The organism is Methylobacter sp. (assembly GCF_023227905.1).
Lineage (GTDB): Bacteria > Pseudomonadota > Gammaproteobacteria > Methylococcales > Methylomonadaceae > Methylobacter_A.
This window is the reverse complement of sequence record NZ_JALOCF010000001.1, coordinates 154,488-173,163: the sequence shown is the minus strand read 5'-3', so window position 1 is coordinate 173,163 and position 18,676 is coordinate 154,488. Positions and strand designations below refer to the sequence as shown.

The window sequence follows — 18,676 nt, the reverse complement described above, 5'->3', positions numbered from 1 at the left end:
GATGCTGACAGACCCCCTGCTTAAGGGCTCGAATATTGAGGTGACCACGGTCAACGGCGTCGTGACGCTGCGCGGCACCGTCAATGAAGAGCCGGACATTGCCCGGGCCATAGAAGTGGCCAGGACCCAGCTGGATGTAAAGGGCGTGCAAAGTGAGCTGATTGTACAAACGGTTAAATAAACAGTGCGTTATTTATGCTTTATGGCCGCTCTGGGCGTCATGCTGCTGCCGGCGCCCGTTGCCCATGCGACCGCTGCGGATGACACTTACATAGCCGGCTACGCTGCGGGGGTGTTAAAGCAAAGCTTAAATCTTGATATGCGGTCGTTAGTGGTACGGGATGGCGTAGTTACATTGCCGACAGGCGATCTGAAGGCCGATGATAGAGACAAGGCGGTACAGCTATTATCTGAAATCCCCGGCGTTAACGCGGTAAGAACGTCGGAAGCTACTAGCCCGCAGCTGACAGCAGATGCCACCAAGTCCGCCCGGATGCCTGCTGATGAGGCAACTTCGGTCAATGAGTCGATTGTGTTGCCAACGGGACTCCTGCCTACAGGCCATTTATTCAAGCCTTTACTGGCAGACCCGCGCTGGGCCCATTTCTCGGCCGCTTACCGCAATTTCCAAAGCAACAATTTTGATGGCAGGGATATAGGTTCTGTTAGTTTCGGTGAAACCATACCGTTTTATCGCAGTAACTTCGGCCGCAGTTCCGCTCAGTGGGAAGCCGGTCTTCAGGCCGGTGTCTTTAGCGACTTCAACCTGAATGCGTCATCAAGTGACCTGGTCAATACCGATTTTATCGTATCAGCCTATTCAAGCGTGCGTGCCGGCCAGTTTTCAGCCTTTGGCCGCCTTTTCCACCAGAGCTCACATCTTGGCGATGAGTTCCTGTTGCGCCAGCTTACCTCTAAATTCGAGCGAGTGAACCTCAGTTACGAAGGCGTGGATCTGAAACTCTCTTATGAGTTTCCCTACGGTATACGCCTATATGGTGGCGGAGCCGGTCTATTCCATAGAGAACCTTCGGAGCTTAAGATATGGTCGGTGCAATACGGTATGGAATTTCGGAGCCCTTGGCGCCTGGAGTTTGCATCAATGCGACCTATCATTGCAGCTGATGTCAAAAATCACGAAGAAAATGACTGGAATTATGATGTATCGGCCAGGGCGGGCGTTGAATTTGATAACTTGCAGGTATTAGGCCGAAAGCTTCAGATTATGGGGGAATACTATAACGGTTTCTCTCCAAGCGGCCAGTTTTACAGGGAAAAAGTGGAATATTTCGGCTTGGGTGCGCATTATTTCTTTTAGCGGAATAGAGATCGGCGGCCTTCAACGATAGACTGGCCGGCTGCTGGAAAAGCGGATTTCCAGTTCCGGGAAGCAAATTAGAGGCGATTGCCCTAATGGCAATTCGCTAACGATCATCCGCCTGCAAAGAGAACATATTGCCGCTCATCAATTCGCTGAAGCCGTAACTGCGCCGGAACGTTATCGGGCTGGGTTTGGGCCGGTCCTCATTAGATAACGCTGGCGCTACTCCTGCTCTCATGCGCATTCTAAGCAATCGCACCTATTTTCTTTTAGTGTAAAAAGTCTAGCATCTGAGCCAGCCGAAGAATACTTGAACAAGCCGGACATTGCCCGATTTGGCATGTGATTAATAAAGCTGACCCAGAGGATTGCACTATGACCAATTTCCTTTTAACAATAGCATTGCTATTGCCTGTATCGACGACGCCAAGCGAGGAGGGTTGTTTGGCCAAGATCATGTTCGCAGAATCGAGAGGTGAGTCTATCGAAGGCGCTATTGCTGTAGGGCAGGCTGCGGTTAATCGAGCCAAGCGTACCGGCAAGACAATATGCAAGCTAACCGGTGTGTCCCGGCTAACCCCGCCACGCAATCTAAGGTCTCATTACAAGGCATTGGCTAAATCAGTGATACACGGCAAGGATTCTATCGTGCAGAATTCCGATAGCTGGAACACCGGCACCAAGCCTAAGTATGCTGGTTCAATCGTCAGGCAAATTGGCGACCATGTTTTTTATGTGATGTCGAGACTGTAAAAAATAGCTACCAACTCCCAGTGCTTCAACGCAAGCCAACATGATAGCGTATTCTTTATAGTTTCCGGTGAGTTGTTCAGGCTGCTTTGAGCGGTCTCGAAAGGTCTGAATTCGTCGCTCGATAGTTGATGCGGCTACTAGGATATATCCATTTTGTAGCCGAAACCACGGACGGTTTTTAAGAGCTTTAGCTCGTAATCGTCATCTATTTTTCGCCTCAATTGGCGAATATACACATCGACAACGTTAGTCAATGGGTCTGCGCTGTAGCCCCATACTTGCTCCAGGATTCGGGTACGGCTCAACACTTTGCCGGGCATACGCATAAAGCATTCGAGTAACGCAAACTCCTTCGGCGTTAAATCGATCAGCGTTTCTCCGCGCCTGACTTCATGGGTTTCGCCATTCAATAACAGGTCCGCTATCCGTAGCTCCTTGGTGTCCAGTTTGATCTCGCCGCTGCGGCGACGCATCAGCGCTTCGATTCGGGCAAGCAGTTCCTCAAACGCGAACGGCTTGGTCATGTAGTCATCGGCTCCCGAGCGCAAGCCGGTCACCTTATCCTGTACGGTGTCTCTGGCCGTCAGCATGAGAATCGGCGTGGCGACGCCATTGCCGCGCAAGCGCTCGCAAACCTGCCGACCGTTGAAATCAGGCAGGCCCAAGTCCAGAATAATGGCTTGAAACTGGCCTTCGCTGCCTAGCGCGACAGCTTCCTTGCCGCTGCGCGCGACTTCCACGGAATAGCCTTCGGCTTTTAATCCCCGTTGAACAAAATCGACAATCCGTTCATCGTCTTCTACTAGCAGAACTCGCATGTAACCGGTATCCATTAGATTCTTCTATTTAAGTTATCGTTCATTTATCAGGTCGTCATCCTGTTGCGCGGCAATCAGCGGAAGCATTACTGTGAATGTCGAACCTGAATTTTCAATGCTGGTCACGCTGATGCTTCCTCCGTGCGCTTTCGCGATCGATCTGGCCATCGGCAAGCCCAGGCCCTTTCCGTCATCCCGTGAAGCCAGCGCATTCTGGCTGCGGAAATGGCGGTCGAAAATACGCTCCAAATCCTGTGCCGGTATGCCTATGCCTTGATCGCTAAGGCTGAAGATTGCCATGTCCCCGTCCACCCATAAGGAAACCGCAAGGTGGCTTCCAGGGCTTGAGTAGCGGCAGGCGTTGTCGCCAAGGATGAACAGCAGTTGCCGAAGCCGCTGCTTATCGCCGCGCACCCAGACCGGTTCGGCCGGTGCATCCAGGGACACTGCCATCGAATTTTCTTCGGCCATCACTTGAAAGTTCTCGACGGCTCCGGTCACCAGTTCGGCCAAGTCCAGACTATCCCATTCGAATTGCAGATTAGCGGTGGTTTCCGCGCGGGTTATAAATAGTAGATCCTGAACGTATTTTCCCAATTGCATCGATAATTCGACGATGCGATGCAAGGCATCCTTATACTCTTCGGCTTCGCGATCCTGGCCCCGCAGAGTGACCTCCGCTTCCCCGCGGATAACAGTGATCGGAGTGCGCAGCTCGTGGCTGATGTCGGCCAAAAACTCTCGGCGTTCGTTGTCCATGCGCTTTAATTCTTCATTTAAATGATGAAGCTCAAAAGTGCGTTCGGCCACTCTTTTCTCCAGCACGGCGCGGCCTTCGCGCAGTTTATTTTGCTGAAGCTCCAGTTCCTGTGCCATTTGGTTGAAATGGCTGGCGAGGTAACCGAACTCATCGCGGGTATCCAGGGAAATGCGGTAGTCCAAATTGCCGGAGGCTATTTCGTCGGTGCCTTTCATCAGCGCTTCGATAGGCTTTCTGACGCCGCGAAGCAGTAATGCGCCGGACGCGAGGCTGAATATCGCCGCTGCCAGTGATGCGCTAATGGCGATCCAACGCGATTGGGCGACCAGATCCTCCAGTTCTTGCTTGGCTTTTCCGGCTTTTTTCCGTTCGGCGTTGATGGCGGCGTCGATCAGCGGCTGGAATTTTCCGTCGATTTCTTCTTTGGAAAATTTCGATAGCGCCTGCACCGCCATTTCATTCTTGCCTTGTTGACGCAAGCGTTCCACTTCATCGAAGCGGTATTCGCTGGCATCCAGGAAGGCGGTGAAATGGGCGACTCTTTCCAGTTCGGCGGGTTTGTCCTGCCAATCTTTAGCAGGATCCTCTGCGGCCGGTGCCTTTACGGCAGTGTTTCTAAGATTCTGCATCGCTTCGTAGAGGCGATGTTTGGAGGATTCCACGCCGGCTTCCGCAGTCGGGCTGACTATTATCAGTCTATCCATACGCTGCTTGAAATGGCGGTAAGCCTCCTGGGACAAGCGCTCATAATGATCGAAAGCCTCATAGGCCATCTGGCTGCGCTGAAAATACTGGCCAACCTGGCTTGAGCTCCAATAGAGCGCGATTCCTAAAAACAGCACAAAACAGAACGAAACAACAATGACAACAGCCAAGCGAAAGCGAAACATAAATGCTAATTAGCGTCGCTGTTCTCGTCCAGGTGTTTTTCCATGGATCTGATGGCTTCCAGTTTTTCGCGCAGCAGGCGAGCTTCGTCTTTTTTCGATCCGTTGCTATCTTTTGGATCGCTAGTATCCTTGGAATCCAGCACCGACTGCACCGATTTTTGCTTACGCTCCAGTGTGCCGACCTTTTTTGATACGCTCTGTAATCTTTTTAAGGTTTCCGTATGAATAGCGACGAACCGTTGCAGCCGCACGTCGGACATGCTTCCGGGCGGGATGGCGTTGACTCCGCTCAGGATTTTGTGAATATCGCCGCAGGCATCGGAAAGCGAGCGGCCCACCATCATGTGCAGGTATATGCCGGGGCCTGGAGGATTTTTCTGGGGCTTTAATAAGGTATGGCAGACATCGGCGCGCGCTGAAGGCGATATTCTGGCCATGTTGGCCCCGAAAGCCAGCAGTTCGTCAAAGTCGGACTGTGCATAGGAATTGCCGTAATAAGGGTCCTGATAGCCGTTCCAGCCGGCGTTGAAATCGGCGCAGCCCGCCAGCAGCACAAGGCCTAGCGCCAAACTTGTATTTCGAATAGAAAGTAACATAGATAGTTTTATTTCCTGTTTTAGGCTTTTCCGGTTAGCGGTATTTGAACGCGGATGCGAGCCCCATGTTGGTCTTGTCTTGAGTCGATAATATCGACTTTGCCCTGATGGTTGGTGACATATTCTCTAACAATGGCAAGCCCCAAGCCCGGGCCTTCGACAGCATCCTCGCCTTGGGCGGCCTTGCCGCGAAAAAAGGGTTCGAAAACATGCGAACGCTCATTGGGGTCAATGCCCGGTCCTTCATCTTCGACTTCCAGCTCCAGCTGCGAACCGGAATCGCGAAGCATGATGCGTATTTCACCGCCTGTTGGCGAATATTTCACAGCGTTCAGCATTAACTGCTCGATAATGCTTCGCAACTGATCGTGGTTCCCGGATATTTCGACCGGCCTAACCAGCTTTTTCAGGCTAATCGACTTGGTCTGTAGACGGGCTTGAAACTCCCCGATGACCGACTCAAGCAAGTATTTCATATCGACGGCTTGCTTGCGGTTCGTTTCCGGCTTCGCGTTGATCTGGCTGTAACGAACCAATTCCCCGGACACCGTTTTTAGTTTGTCGATATTGCTGCAGAGTAGTTGCGCGACCTCTTGCCGTGCACTGTCCGGTTCCTCGTTCGCGGCATTCACAAGCCGTTCCGCCGCTTCGCGGATAGTCTCCAACGGCAGGTCGATCTCGCGGGCCACATTGTGCATGAACTGCTGTTTTGAAGCTTCCAGCTCCATCAAATGCGTGCGCAACCATTCCAGACGGTCACCCAGATAGCGCAGGTCGGAAGGGCCGGTAACCTCAATCGGCTGATCAAGTTCCCCCGAGCCGAGACGGCGTATGGAGACATCTAATTGCCGCATTGAACGCGAGAGTATGGCCAGCAGTATCCCGATAAAGATAAACGAGATGGCCAACAGAACCGCGCCCTTGACTAATAGTCCCTGTTCAAGGGATTCCGATTGGCTGCGTAATTCGTTGAATTCATGATCAACATAACTCTCGAATTCGCGCGAAAGGCCGGCGGAGGATTCGCGCAGTCCCTGGAACGCTTCATCGACCGGTAATTTAAGATTATCTTCATTTGCCGAGCCGATGATCTGTTGATAAATCAGGTCTTCCTTTTCCGATAATTCATTAACCAACAGTGCGATTTTATTTTCCAGATGCAGTTTTAGCAGCGAGCCCAGGGCTTGCTTGAATGACGCCCGGGTGCTTTCGTAGGATTGTTGTTCATAAGGCTGGCGTACCGCCGGATCGGACAGCAGCACGAATAATCTGGCTTTTCGCTCAATATCGGCGGTCTTTTGCAAAACCAGGCGGATGGCTTTGGTCTGTTCGAAGACCTGCGAATTGATAGTCCTGCCCAACGCCGAAGTTTCGCGCATGCCGAACGCGGCATACATCACGGCCAGAAAAAGCGGGATAACGGCAATGACGAAGCCGAGAACAATCAGGGATTTTAACGATAAAATGTTGTTGAATTTTATCCGCTCGAAAAGAGACGCGAATCGACCTTCGCCTTTGTTCAAGCCAGGTTTCGGCGAAAGTCTAGACCAAAGTTTCGACAAATCGGGTTTTCTGAAAATATCCAGAACAAAGTTGGGAATGGGCTCCTTCATGGATCTCCGGGTGCAATTGTTAAAAGTGATCCTTTCTTCAATAATCCATCCATGATGCCGGGCCGCAAGGAGAGCCGTTTTCCGGCATCGAAACACCTAAATATATCGGATACATTTGTCGGCTAGCCCGGCTTAATTCTCGCTATTATACACCATGTCGCAAGCTCATCATTTTATTCCAACCCAAACTTTTACAGCTATGAAGCCATTGACCCTATTTCTTCTTGCATTACAGACAGTGCTGGTTGCGCTGACTGGGACGACCGTTGCCAATGCCGAGAACCTTTCCGGATTACCCGTACAAAGCACAGCCGAGCGGCCTGCGTTGCTGCTTGATCTGGGCAGCGCGCCGCCGTCGATTGGCAAAGGCGATAAGTCCACGCGGGTGTTTATCGGGGATGTATCCGGCCATGAAGGCGATGCATCGATTCAGACCGATAAGGATGAAATCAGTTCCTTGCATCCCGGCTTCGGCAGTTGGAAAGTCAGTTTTCGTTTCAAGATCAAATCCGGCCTTCCGGCCAAACCCTATACTTTCTGGGCGCGCTGGCGGCAGGGCGGGGACCCCAATGTGTGCGTACAATCTTTTGAAGTCTGGGCCGGACCTGATCCGTCCAGATTGTCGCAACGCGCCACGCTGTCCATGAAGCCCAAAGGTTGGGAGTATGCCTGGGTAGCCGGTGAGCAGCCGGTAAATCTTAAAGACGACGATACTATTATTGAAGTGCGCAATAACGGCGCCGGTCATGACGCCAAAGTTTTCGATGCCTTTCTGCTCGCCTCGCCGTTGTCGGCCCTGCCGGTCGGTGGCACGAAGGACAAACCGCTGGTGCTGCTGGACTTGGGTAATGCGCCCGCACTTGCCGCAGCCGACAAAGATCCCGCCCTGCAATTCCTGCCCGGTACAGCCGCCGCCGGCCCGGATGCCGCGTCTGTGTTGATCGAAAAAGACGAAGTTCAGGTTTTTCACCCCGGTTTTGGAAATTGGGGCGCAAATTTCCGTTTTGAACTCAACCCAGAGCTGGCACCCGGACAGTACCGTTTTTACGCCCGCTACAAAAGCGGCGGGGAAGTCTCGCAGGTCAGCCAGAATTTCACGGTCAAGGCCGGGGCAAAGCCGGATGAACTGGCGACGCGAGGCAATTTTGATCTGACCAACACCACGCCTTGGGAATATCAATGGCTGCAAGCCGATTCGACCGTCACCGTGTTGCCGGGCGACCGCTGGCTGGAAATCAACAACACCGGCAAAGCGGACGGTGCCAAAGTTTTCGATGCCTTCCTGCTGCAAATGGAGAAGCCGCTGGGCGACTGGATGAATGCCGACCAGGCCCAAGCCAGAAATCGCTTTATGGCACTGACCAAAACAATGCCTGAGGCAAACAGGCGTCTTATTGTGCTCGACGGCAAAGGCGACAAAGGTGAAGCCCTGTTTCGCGGCCTGGCCTCGGATGCCGCACGGCCGAATTATGACAAGTTGTCGGTCTCCTATCTGATAGGGCCGGAAGCCGAAGCGTTGGCCCGCAGCTTGAATATTTCCGAAATGCCTGCCGCGTTAATGACTGACGATCATTACACTTTATTAGGTGTATTAGCCCAGACTAATAGTGAACAGAACGTAGCCGGATTTCTCGCCGACCCCGGCAAAATCGGCAAGATGCCTGCGCCGCTTGTAACTTCATCGGATGCGCCCAAGCCGCTTAAGAAGGGCATCCCTGAGGCCTGGCTGGTGGGCGGTTTGCAGGACGGCTTATCCGGCGTTTCGGTTTTCGGGCTGGATAGCGAAACCGTGTTGCGCCCGAATCCCGACCAGCCTTATCTCAGCCTGCAAATGATGGGCGGGGAAATGCGGACTTGGCGTGTCGCATCGACGCAAGCCGATGGTGTCGCAGACATTGAGGCAAAGACTCAACATTCCTACGGCTGGTCGCGCGGCAGCGGCTATGCCCAGCTCTATCTGCATGTCGATCAGCCCACACAGGCGCTGCTGTACCTGAAACAATCCGGCATTAGGACTTTCGGCTGGCTGGATGGGCAAGCCTTAAAATTGGCCGATGACCCGAAGCCGCCGTCCGGATTCTCGACATCGGCCGGCGAGCAGGTGAAAAAGTTGCTAAAGGGGCTGACCACCGAAGGCTTGGTCGCTACCGCATTATCGACCAAGACCGAAGCGCCGCAGTTCGCGGCGCTGGAACTGTCGCCGGGATGGCATAGCCTGCTGGTGAAGCTGGTGATGCAGCATGATCAAAACCAACGGTTTTACTTCGCAGGCTTATTCACCGATCCGGCCGGTAAAGCGCTGAAGTCGATTAAGACGCAAGCGGCCGACCCCGATGCCGATCTGGCGCTTAACCGGGTCGCCGCCAAGCTAAGGCCTTTGGTCTTTGTCGATGCGCCTGCCAACCTGCCGCATCCAGGTGATTTGTTTAAGCTGCGAGTGGATATGCGTTGGCATCCTGTTTTGGAAGAAACCGCTTTGCCTGCGCCATTGCCGCAGTTTCCGGCAAAACTGCGGTTGCGCGTCGTCGATTACGGCGGCAAAGAGGTCGCGGAGAAAGACATAGATGGCGTGTTCCCCAGCCAGGTCGAGGCCGACCTCGGCAAGATCAGCGAACCTGGTTATTATGCTGTTTATACTTCTTTATATACGCTTGACGGCAAGTTGATCATGAACTATCCCGCCGACGGCTTTTCAGTCGTAGCGGGAGCCGCTGAGCAAAAGCAGCGGTTGGACAAGAAAAAGTTATGGAACAACGACTACTACGCCTTGGCCGACGGCGATAAGAGCTTCAAGCAGGAAGGCGGGTATTTCTCCTGGCTGGAGCGGATGGGGATTTACCAAAGCTATGGCAGCTATCCGGGCTTCGATCCGCAGTACCGGGCAAAATGGGAGAAAGCCAAGCAACTCGGACTGGTTTTGTTTGCCGATTCCTCCGGCGACAGTTCTTGGCTGAATGACAATCCGGCAGACGGCCAAAACTTTACCAATGCCGCTTCGGCTTTTACCCGCTATTTTAAGGCGACCAACGAGATCGACATTCGCCACGAAGCCGAATGGCAAAAGCTGCGCGAGCCCGCGCATTGGGTAGAGCGCGCCAAATGGGAATACGAGCAGGCGCACAAGCAGCGCAGCGATGCCCATTACGTCGGCGGCAGCCTGGTGCGGCCGGGCGAAGATCAGTGGTTCAAACAGGTGTTGGAACTGGGGCTGGACCGTTATCAAGACGCTTGGGACGTGCACGCCTATCCCCAGAAAGAGCCGCATTTCGGCGGTCCAATCGGCAACGGCGAAAACGAGGATGAACGCGGCGTGTTGGCGACTTATGCGAGTTTGGGCAGAAAAAACAGCCTGCCGTTCTGGCTGGGCGAGACCGGCGCCAAGGCCATGCACGGCTTGACCGGTCGCCGCTGGCAGGCCGAGCAGGCAGCGAAAATGATCGCCTGGGTCAACAGTCGTGCCGACTATTTAGGAATAGCGTTCTGTATAGGCCATGAATACGATCTGGCTTACGGCCGGATCTGGGACTACTCGATGGGCCACAAGCCCGGCGAGGCAGCGCTCTATACCGCAAGCGCCCTGATCGACGGCTTGCCGTATAAAGCCGTTGATACTAAGGACGGCAATATCCAAGCCGCTTATTTCGGCGAAACCCTGATGGTCTGGCGCACCGATGAGGCCAGCGGTAATTGGCCGGTATCGCTCAATGCCAAAAAAGCCTGGGTGTGGGTGGATGTGGTGGGGCAGGTCAGGGAACTGCCGGTCGATGCTTCCGGCAACGCCGATATCCCGATTTCCGCCAGCCCGGTTTATGTACTGGCACGCGCCGATTACGAGCGGTTGACCAGGAAGTAAAGTCAGCAAAGTAGGGTAGAGGCAGGGAAAGTATTCTTTTTTAGAAAAAATTAAAGAATTCACCACGAAGCCACGAAGGGCACGAAGGACTGCACGGACGCAGGACGACTGCAAGGACAGGAAATGACCAAGTCATTTCTCTGCATTCCCCACATCCCTGTGGGTCATGCAGGAGGTACGACCCCAAGGACGGGGGAGGTAGAATTGCGTCGGGAACAGCAATCAAGAGCACCAACAGTAGGCGCTCTAGGCGATGCAGGAGCTATTGCCGAGAACACGGAGTTTTTAATAGATTGAATTAACTGGATTATTTTCTCCGTGTCCTTCGTGTTCTCTGTGGTAAATAATCCTTTCAGCCTGATTCGGATCATACTTTTACAGTCCGTACGCAGTGCGTACCTTTTATTTCACCACTAAAAACTTATAGGTAGATTTTGTAAGGTACTCCTGGCCCGGCTCCAAAATAGTTGAAGGGAACGATGGCTGGTTAGGCGAATCGGGAAAATGCTGTGTTTCTAAACAAAAAGCCGTCCTGTAATCGTCTTTGGCGCCACTCTTGAAGGTGTTTTTGCCTTGCATGAAATTGCCGCTATAGAACTGCACTCCAGGCTCTTGCGTAAGCACTTCCAGCACAATGCCGCTTTGGTCGCCAACGACAATCGCCGCAGTAAACATCTCGCCGGGCTTGTGGGTATTCAGCACCCAGTTATGGTCGTAACCTTTGCCGTTTTTTAATTGTTCATCAGCTTGATCGATTCTTGAACCAATCGTTTGCGGTTGCCTGAAATCGAAAGGCGTTCCTGCTACGGATTCAATCTTCCCGGTAGGGATTAAGGTCGAATCGACAGGCGTATAACGGTCGGCATTGATCTGTAGACGATGATTGAGAATCGTGCCGCTGCCTTCGCCATTCAGGTTGAAAAAAGCATGGTTGGTTAGGTTTACGATAGTTTTTTTATCCGTGCTTGCCACATACTCCACCTGCAGCTCGTTGTCGTCGGTTAACGTGTAGGTCACCTTGACATGGAAGTTGCCGGGAAATCCTTCTTCCCTATCTTTTGATAGCCGGGTGAACCGGATAGTATGATCATCAGGCATCGCGGCATCCCAGACAACCTCAGAAAACCCCTCTTTACCACCATGCAAAGTATTCGGAGCATTATTCAGCGATGACGAGTATTGTTTACCGTCAATCGTAAATTTTCCGTTAGCTATCCGGTTAGCAAACCGGCCGATAGTCGCGCCAAAATACCGCTCAGTAGCAGTTAAGTAGTCTTCAACGCGGCTAAACCCAACGACCACATCCGTCATCTTGCCGTTTTTGTCGGGTACCCATAAGCCGGTCAGCCTTGCGCCGTAATTTGTAAAGGCAGCCCGCACATTTTGCTTATTGATTAGCTCATACATATCAGCCTGCTTGCCTTTCATTGCCGACTTGTTTTGATCGTTAATAAACGGGCATAGCTTCTCATCATCACGGAAGTGCCGGATTTAGAGGCATGCGGCCTGTCAGTCAGCGCCGAGTATTTACCAGCTAATAGAGCAAAACAGTATATTTTTTCATTTAAGCTGGTAAAGCAGACGCTGAAACTGAAAAATATTTTACGATCAGGGCCGGCTCGATTTATCCGCGTAGCTAGTGATGAGGCTGTCTTGCGTGACCGGTTTCCATCGTTACCGGCGCGACAAATCCAAAATAAGCCGCCGCTAACGCTGTCAGCAGGTGCAGCCAGATGTCATGGCCGAAAAGCGGAATAAAACCGAAGGTTGTATTCAGCGCAGGAATTAGCCCAAACACTGCCAGAACGCCATATAAAACTGCAAGGCTCCGGCAATAAGTACGAGAACCCTCAAAATCTTTATAGACCATCAGACCCCATGCGCCAATAACCAGATGCACGATATTGTGCAGGGAATTGACCGGAAACATTCCCAACAGATAACCATACGGCGTTGACAGGGTCGGAGCATCTGGCGGTGGGGCTGACATTAAGGCGGGGATAAATCCCAGCACTCCGACAACAACATAAATAACACCCATCGCTAGTGTGAAAGTACGTATATTCATCATTGCCTCCAAATAATTAAAGCTACATATCGAGATATTGAAAAAGCCATTCAACCTGTTTTCGATTTATGGCTTTTCGCCGTTGTTATTTCCTTATCCCTTTCCAACTCAGTAGTAAGGTCATCCTTATGCTGATCCTTTTGCCTGATACGTCCGACTCCATGCCGATCTTGTTAATCTGATGCTTGACCATTTTGACGAATTTGTGGATTTTTTCGCCGCAATAGCCAGCAGTGACTAAAGCATACGACCAGAAGGCGTTAACGTCTGTACGTTAACGTTCATAACTGACAGATCATTTGGCTTTGTTAGCAGATGAACTTTATGAAGATGAGCGGCTCGATCGCAGACTATCCGTTTCTTATTCCTTGCGGATAGTAAAACCCGGTTCTTGACGAGCAAGATGACGTTGCGCTTTCAAAAGCTCTTCGAGATAAGGTTGAGAAATGACGCGCCGCAAAATACCGAGTTCATCAGCTTCCATATCCCATAAGCCGCTATTGTGCCAATGGTGGTCATTCTCCCAGTCGGTACGGTCGACGATAGGGTATAGGCAGATGCCTTCCAGCGGCACACCCATTTGTTGCGCCTTATACACCTCGTCGGCCAGCTCCCGAATCCACTGCCCGCGTCCCTGGCCGACATGGCTGGTTTCGCCGATTAAAAGCGGTATTTGATAGCGATCGTAAACTTCCTTAAGCAAATCACTCAGCGCTATGCGCCGAGGGTCGCCAAGGTGCCAATGCAGCCTGTCGTTGCTCAGGTACTCCCATTGGTTAGAGTGGTAATAATTGACGCCGATGATGTCGAGATACTTGGGGTCGCCGCCCAATTCGGGATCTTGGGAACCGCGAAGCATATCCCACGCTTCATACATGGAATTGCGCATCGCCAATGCCGCATCTTTCAGGTCGGGACGGTCGGGGGGGGCAATAACATGAATGATGGGGTCGACATGGATGATGCGTGTCCGAGGGTCCACGACCCATAAAGCTTCAATAGCCTCGATGGATGCGCGCACCAGTTGCCGTTTTAGTTCGTAATCCCGTCCCTTTCCGTGGACCGCGTAAGGGTACATCAGGTCGCTATGGCAGACTGCCCAACAGATAAAGGATATTTCATTGATCGGCGAATAGAGGGGTTCGGCGTTGCTATGGTCGGCGATATATTGTGACACTTCGCTGACGAAACGGACGAAGCGGCGCACGAAGTTGGGTGACAACAGATCCAGATCGTCCGGACACCCGTAATGGCATAGGGTCCAGATCACCTGAACACCATGCTCGTTAGCCGCGCGCAACATGGGATCAAGGGAAGAAAAATCGAACTGGCCGTAGCGTTCGATCAAATGCCAGCGCACGCTTTCCCGTACCACCTGTATCCCGACATCGCGCAACATAGCATAATCGCTGTCCACCAAAATATCGTGCTGAGTGGAGTGGACCATATCCAAGCGTTTGCCTGAAGAATTAATATGGCTGGCTCCTTCGAACCCTGCTATCCAGAAAGATTTTAGAAATGCCGGCGAAGTATGTGTGCTAGTCATTGGGTTATCCTCCATTGAAACGGTTTAACCAGGGCTAACTGCATCGGGATCCGGTTTTTGTCTGTCTTCGGTATGGGATTTGGTACGGGACTCGACAAACGCCTTGAAGCTTTCCAGACTGTCCTCGATTTGAGTCTTTACCATGCCAAGCGCCTCGGCCGCTTTGACTTCAGGGCTCTCAACTTCATACTCGACCTCCACCGTCAGTAGAGTACGGCCATCACCCATTGCCTCGAAGCGCAGAGTTCCGTGGTTGGCCGGTGCGGTCGGATTCCTCCAGACGATCAGGTAATCCTCTACCCGCAGGTTAAGTTCAATGTCCGACTCGACAGGCTTACCGCTCAGCGTACCGCGCCAGTGCAGATGGCTATCATCCAACTGCCGGACTTCATTAACGGACTCTATAAATTGAGGCAATTGTTCAAACCGCATCCATTGCTCATACGCAATCGGTGCCAGCACATTGATTTCCATGGCTTTAAGAAAATGTGCCATCTAGCTACCTCCAGGATCAAAATCAGTTGGCATCGATCCCGACACCAAAACACGGCCTTGATAGCCCTTGCTACCGTAGGCGGCCAGTATCTCTTCCCCAACTTTCGCACCTCGTCCGGCCCGCGCCAGCGCAACACAAGCGCCACCAAACCCGGCTCCGGTCAGGCGGGCGCCATAGATATCCGCATGGTCTTGCAGGAGTTCGACCAGACAATCGAGCGCAGGAACCGAAACCTCGAAATCATCGCGCAAACTTTGGTGAGAAGCATTCATCAACGTGCCGAACTCGTCCGCAGAAACGCCGGAAACCGCATTGAGCACCCGCTGATTTTCACTGACAACATGGCGAGCCCGGCGGTTCAGCGGTTCCGGCAAAACGTCCGTCAAATCCGGATCGTCGAGGTCGCGAAGCATCGAAATACCCAGTCTGTTGGCCGCTTCCTCGCATTCCGCACGCCGCTGGTTGTAAGCGCTGCCGGCGAGACTGCGCGGCACGCCGCTGTCCAGTACAACAAGCTCGCTTTGTTCCGGCAGCGGCAGCAACCTGCGTTCCAGCGTGCGCGTATCCAGGAACAGCATATGCCGCTCATCGGCCAGACTGGCCGCCATCTGGTCCATAATGCCGCAACGCACGCCTGCAAAACGAACTTCCGCCTGCTGAGCCAAAAGGGCAATATCGATGTCGTCTATGGCAAGATCGAACAGCTCCCGCAAGCCCCGCAACGTCGCCACCTCCAACGCGGCACTGCTGGACAAACCCGCGCCCATCGGCACGTCGGAACTGACCAGAAGATTCACGGGAGCGATGGCATCGAACTCTTCCCGCAATACTTCAAAGCAACCCACCAAATAAGCGGCAAACCCTGACGGAATAGCGCCACCCGCTTGATAATGAACAAGCCCATTCATGTTTTCTGAACGGAACCGGCTCCACTCGTCCTCGCTCCGCGACAACGCAACCCAGGTACTTTGCGGTATGGCGATAGGCAGCACAAAGCCGTCGTTGTAATCGGTATGTTCTCCCAACAGGTTGACCCGGCCGGGCGCACTGCTGATCACCTCCGGCTGGCTGCCGAAAAAATCGATAAAGTCTGACAGTTGTGCTTTCGGATAATTCATAAAACCACCTCTACCGCTTGTAACTCCTTCGCTTTTTCCTCCGGCAACGCATCATTGGCGAACATTCCCGCGGCAAGTTCGGTACCGGCCAAATATTTCAGCCGGTCGGTGGTGCGATAAGGCGGATAAAACTCCGCATGCAGATGCGTTTCAGGATGCTGCTCGCCGTCCAAAGCTGACTGATACCAAGCCATCAAATAAGGAAACGGACGTTGCCAGAGTCCGTCATACTTGAGCAGTACCGTTTTTAAGGCTCGGGCCAAATCCGTACGCTGTTTTTCGGACAACGCAGAGAATGATGTCACCGCCTCAATCGGGGCCACCCAAACCTCATAGGGATAGCGCGCCCAGGCCGGTACGAAAGCCACGGCATGGGAGCCAAGGTAGATCAGTCGTTCCCGGCTGTCGATTTCCATTTCGATCAGATCCTGAAGCAGCGGCGATCCGACCAGTTTGAAATAGGCTTCCTCACTGTTCTGCATCGATTTAGGAACCGGAGGGACAAAAGGGTAGGCATAGATTTGCCCATGGGGGTGATGTAAAGTCACGCCAACCTCAGCGCCCCGGTTTTCGAACGGCAAAACGTAGAGCACGTCATCACGCTGGGCTAATACCTCAGTGCGGCGCGCCCAGACCTGAAGAAGCAATTCAATATGGTCCAGTGGCAATCGTCCTAACGCAGCCCCCGGGTCCTCGGTAAACACCACGACTTCACACTGCCCTCGTGCCGGCAACGTGTCGACCAAGCACTCTGGCGGATCGTGGGCCTGACCGGTCAGGGCCGGAAAACGGTTGTCGAATACGGCAATATCATAATCGCCGACCGGTAATTCGGTCGGGTTAGCCGGATTATCAGAAGGCAAAAAGGGATTATATTCCGGCGGGGGATGGAAGGTTCGGCTCTGACGGAAAGCGGCATACGTCACCCATTCGCCGCGCAACGGATGCCAGCGTAGATGCGGGTTGACGCCCTCCGGAGCTTCCAGCAGCGAAAGCGGGATCGCCTCGTCAATGGGCCGACGGCTATATAAGCTGAGCTTACGGCCGTCGGCTTTTTGCCGTTCAAGGCTGTACATGAGGTTCTCCACGTACCGCGTTAGCGATTTCTTCCAAGGGGATTTTTGGCGTGCGGTCGGCAAACAATAAACCGTTGGCCTCCTGAAAGGTATCGGCAAACTGGGTATAACAAAAGCCGCTAAACATGGCTGTACAGCGTACCGCTTCGATGATGACATGGACACGTCTACGAAACTCTTCCGGATCATCAATCCGCTCATAACCCCAACCTTGTTCGAAGCGCTCGTCATCGGGCCGGATGTAAGCCACCCCGCCAAACTCCGATAGCAGCACCGGCTGCCCTCGGTGGGGATGCCCGTCAAGAGTCAGAATGCGCCCTCCGCTCCAGCGCCGATCGAAGAATTCCTGCAATCTTACCTCCGGCCCATAGCGGACGCGGATGTGATGGGGATCGGAATCGTAGTCATGGATGCCGATGATGTCGGTCGCGGAACTTTCCCAACCGTCATTGCCAATCACCAGGCGTGTCTGGTCCAACGAACGGGTCAGATGATAAAAAGCCTGTACCGCATCCCGAGGCGCCGACAGCGTCGGTAGATCGGGCACCCCCCAGGATTCGTTGAACGGCACCCAAATCACGACACAAGGATGGCTGATGTCCCGAGCGATGACTTCCACCCATTCCTGTAGCAAACGGCTAATCGCTTTTTGGGTGAACCGGTAAGCGCTGGGCATTTCGCTGAAAACCACCAAACCCAATACGTCGGCCCAATACAGGTAGCGCTGGTCCTCTATTTTTTGATGCTTGCGCACACCGTTGAAGCCCATGGCCTTGGCCAATTCGACATCCCGTCGCAATGCCTCAGGATTAGGCGCAGTCATCAGCGACTCCGGCCAATAACCTTGATCCAGCACCAGGCGCAAGTTATAGGGTCGACCGTTCAATGTCAGGCGTTCGGACTGGACGCCAATCGAGCGCAATGCCGTATAGGAAATGACTTCATCAATGATCTTGCCATCGCGAAGCAGTTTGATTTCGGCATCGATCAGTGTGGGACGCTCCGGCGACCACAGCATTTCATTCCTGAAATCGTCAATTCCGGGATCGGACAAACCAACGCGCCGATGCACTTCGCCGCCGATGACTTGGTAGGTATCCTCGGCCATCAACCGATTTCCGCAATGGAGGCGAACGACCATCAAGGTTCCTTCCGGCTCGCTGCCGACGACGGAAGCTTCGAAAGCGATGTCCCAGCGTTCCAGGTTTGGCGTCCAGCGGATATTTCTGATGTAAGTATCACTGACAAATTCCAGCCACACGGTTTGCCAAATGCCGGTGGTGCGGGGATACCAGATGCTGTGCGGATCCAGCCGCCAATCCTGCTTGCCGCGCGGCTTTTCCAAGTCATGCGGATCGTCTTCAGCCCACACGGTAATGCGTTGTCGAGTGCCCGGAACCAGTGCAAAAGTGATGTCGGCGTTGAAGGGCGTATGACCGCCCTGATGTTCTACCACTTTTTGGCCGTTAACCCAGACTCGTGCCTGCCAATCGACTGCGCCGAAATTCACCAGAACCCTGGACCCGCGCCGATCGTCGGGCAGGTCGAATTCGCGCTCGTACCAACAGGCCTGGTGAAATCCGGTATCGCCGACTCCGCTCAGAGCGCTTTCCGGCGCAAACGGTACATTGATGTTCAACGGCCAGTCGGGAACATCCTGGGGCGTCCTGAACTTCATGTCGTTATCGAACCGGAAACGCCACGGGCCATCAAGCGACATCCAGCTGGATCTGCGTAATTGAGGTCTTGGATAATTACTGTCTATCAT

16 protein-coding genes are annotated in these 18,676 nt (G+C 53.1%); 5 read left to right on the top strand and 11 right to left on the bottom strand.

Going from position 1 to position 18,676, the window contains the following annotated elements:
- From M0R47_RS00805 to M0R47_RS00795, 3 genes are all read left to right on the top strand, one after another.
- The coding region (locus M0R47_RS00805; RefSeq protein ID WP_292549009.1) for a BON domain-containing protein at positions 1-181 on the top strand (181 nt) is incomplete at its 5' end.
- Between the two features lie 3 nt (positions 182-184).
- Complete coding sequence (locus M0R47_RS00800) at positions 185-1,318, top strand: DUF1207 domain-containing protein (RefSeq protein WP_292549007.1); 1,134 nt, start codon at positions 185-187, stop codon at positions 1,316-1,318.
- A gap of 378 nt (positions 1,319-1,696) precedes the next feature.
- Positions 1,697-2,074, top strand: a complete 378-nt coding sequence (locus M0R47_RS00795; RefSeq protein ID WP_292549005.1) for a hypothetical protein — start codon at positions 1,697-1,699, stop codon at positions 2,072-2,074.
- 137 nt (positions 2,075-2,211) lie between these two features.
- Here the strand turns inward: M0R47_RS00795 and M0R47_RS00790 are convergent, their stop codons facing one another.
- The 4 genes from M0R47_RS00790 to M0R47_RS00775 are packed head-to-tail and all read right to left on the bottom strand — an operon-like array spanning position 2,212 to position 6,751.
- Positions 2,212-2,907, bottom strand: coding sequence for a response regulator transcription factor (locus M0R47_RS00790; RefSeq protein ID WP_292549003.1), 696 nt, complete (start codon positions 2,905-2,907; stop codon positions 2,212-2,214).
- An 18-nt stretch (positions 2,908-2,925) separates the two neighbouring features.
- Positions 2,926-4,542 carry an ATP-binding protein gene (locus M0R47_RS00785; protein WP_292549001.1) on the bottom strand — a complete coding sequence of 539 codons (1,617 nt, stop codon included), beginning with the start codon at positions 4,540-4,542 and terminating at the stop codon, positions 2,926-2,928.
- A 5-nt stretch (positions 4,543-4,547) separates the two neighbouring features.
- Positions 4,548-5,138: a hypothetical protein gene (locus M0R47_RS00780; protein ID WP_292548999.1), complete on the bottom strand. Its 591-nt coding sequence runs from the start codon at positions 5,136-5,138 to the stop codon at positions 4,548-4,550.
- A gap of 20 nt (positions 5,139-5,158) precedes the next feature.
- On the bottom strand, positions 5,159-6,751 hold the full coding sequence (locus tag M0R47_RS00775) for a HAMP domain-containing sensor histidine kinase (protein WP_292548997.1): 1,593 nt from the start codon (positions 6,749-6,751) through the stop codon (positions 5,159-5,161).
- 199 nt (positions 6,752-6,950) lie between these two features.
- Between M0R47_RS00775 and M0R47_RS00770 the strand changes: the two genes are divergently transcribed.
- Positions 6,951-10,604 carry a hypothetical protein gene (locus M0R47_RS00770; RefSeq protein ID WP_292548995.1) on the top strand — a complete coding sequence of 1,218 codons (3,654 nt, stop codon included), beginning with the start codon at positions 6,951-6,953 and terminating at the stop codon, positions 10,602-10,604.
- 123 nt (positions 10,605-10,727) lie between these two features.
- Positions 10,728-10,901, top strand: a complete 174-nt coding sequence (locus M0R47_RS00765; RefSeq protein WP_292548993.1) for a hypothetical protein — start codon at positions 10,728-10,730, stop codon at positions 10,899-10,901.
- A 105-nt stretch (positions 10,902-11,006) separates the two neighbouring features.
- Here the strand turns inward: M0R47_RS00765 and M0R47_RS00760 are convergent, their stop codons facing one another.
- The 7 genes from M0R47_RS00760 to M0R47_RS00730 all read right to left on the bottom strand — a co-directional run bounded on the left by M0R47_RS00760 (position 11,007) and on the right by M0R47_RS00730 (position 18,676).
- Positions 11,007-12,032: an aldose epimerase family protein gene (locus M0R47_RS00760; RefSeq protein WP_292548992.1), complete on the bottom strand. Its 1,026-nt coding sequence runs from the start codon at positions 12,030-12,032 to the stop codon at positions 11,007-11,009.
- A gap of 208 nt (positions 12,033-12,240) precedes the next feature.
- Positions 12,241-12,672 (bottom strand): DUF4383 domain-containing protein, encoded by a 432-nt coding sequence (locus M0R47_RS00755; RefSeq protein ID WP_292548990.1) that lies wholly within the window; start codon positions 12,670-12,672, stop codon positions 12,241-12,243.
- Between the two features lie 361 nt (positions 12,673-13,033).
- Positions 13,034-14,218, bottom strand: coding sequence for a hypothetical protein (locus M0R47_RS00750; RefSeq protein WP_292548988.1), 1,185 nt, complete (start codon positions 14,216-14,218; stop codon positions 13,034-13,036).
- A gap of 24 nt (positions 14,219-14,242) precedes the next feature.
- The gene (locus M0R47_RS00745) at positions 14,243-14,713 is read right to left on the bottom strand and encodes an SRPBCC family protein (RefSeq protein ID WP_292548986.1); all 471 of its coding nucleotides are present in this window, start codon (positions 14,711-14,713) and stop codon (positions 14,243-14,245) included.
- Positions 14,714-15,832 carry a galactokinase gene (gene galK, locus M0R47_RS00740; protein WP_292548984.1) on the bottom strand — a complete coding sequence of 373 codons (1,119 nt, stop codon included), beginning with the start codon at positions 15,830-15,832 and terminating at the stop codon, positions 14,714-14,716. It abuts the gene before it with no gap.
- Positions 15,829-16,908, bottom strand: a complete 1,080-nt coding sequence (gene galT, locus M0R47_RS00735) for a galactose-1-phosphate uridylyltransferase (protein WP_292548982.1) — start codon at positions 16,906-16,908, stop codon at positions 15,829-15,831. The genes galK and galT overlap by 4 nt, the downstream gene beginning before the upstream one ends.
- Positions 16,895-18,676: a sugar-binding domain-containing protein gene (locus M0R47_RS00730; protein WP_292548980.1), complete on the bottom strand. Its 1,782-nt coding sequence runs from the start codon at positions 18,674-18,676 to the stop codon at positions 16,895-16,897. Before M0R47_RS00730 ends, galT begins: the two co-directional genes overlap by 14 nt.

Excerpts from the sequence above, each read along its gene's own strand:
- M0R47_RS00730 (WP_292548980.1), bottom strand. The coding sequence starts at position 18,676 with ATGATAGACAGTAATTATCCAAGACCTCAATTACGCAGATCCAGCTGG.
- M0R47_RS00765 (WP_292548993.1), top strand. The coding sequence starts at position 10,728 with ATGACCAAGTCATTTCTCTGCATTCCCCACATCCCTGTGGGTCATGCA.
- M0R47_RS00760 (WP_292548992.1), bottom strand. The coding sequence starts at position 12,032 with ATGAAAGGCAAGCAGGCTGATATGTATGAGCTAATCAATAAGCAAAAT.
- M0R47_RS00770 (WP_292548995.1), top strand. The coding sequence starts at position 6,951 with ATGAAGCCATTGACCCTATTTCTTCTTGCATTACAGACAGTGCTGGTT.
- M0R47_RS00790 (WP_292549003.1), bottom strand. The coding sequence starts at position 2,907 with ATGGATACCGGTTACATGCGAGTTCTGCTAGTAGAAGACGATGAACGG.
- galT (WP_292548982.1), bottom strand. The coding sequence starts at position 16,908 with ATGTACAGCCTTGAACGGCAAAAAGCCGACGGCCGTAAGCTCAGCTTA.
- M0R47_RS00795 (WP_292549005.1), top strand. The coding sequence starts at position 1,697 with ATGACCAATTTCCTTTTAACAATAGCATTGCTATTGCCTGTATCGACG.
- M0R47_RS00745 (WP_292548986.1), bottom strand. The coding sequence starts at position 14,713 with ATGGCACATTTTCTTAAAGCCATGGAAATCAATGTGCTGGCACCGATT.
- galK (WP_292548984.1), bottom strand. The coding sequence starts at position 15,832 with ATGAATTATCCGAAAGCACAACTGTCAGACTTTATCGATTTTTTCGGC.
- M0R47_RS00775 (WP_292548997.1), bottom strand. The coding sequence starts at position 6,751 with ATGAAGGAGCCCATTCCCAACTTTGTTCTGGATATTTTCAGAAAACCC.
- M0R47_RS00780 (WP_292548999.1), bottom strand. The coding sequence starts at position 5,138 with ATGTTACTTTCTATTCGAAATACAAGTTTGGCGCTAGGCCTTGTGCTG.
- M0R47_RS00750 (WP_292548988.1), bottom strand. The coding sequence starts at position 14,218 with ATGACTAGCACACATACTTCGCCGGCATTTCTAAAATCTTTCTGGATA.
- M0R47_RS00755 (WP_292548990.1), bottom strand. The coding sequence starts at position 12,672 with ATGAATATACGTACTTTCACACTAGCGATGGGTGTTATTTATGTTGTT.
- M0R47_RS00785 (WP_292549001.1), bottom strand. The coding sequence starts at position 4,542 with ATGTTTCGCTTTCGCTTGGCTGTTGTCATTGTTGTTTCGTTCTGTTTT.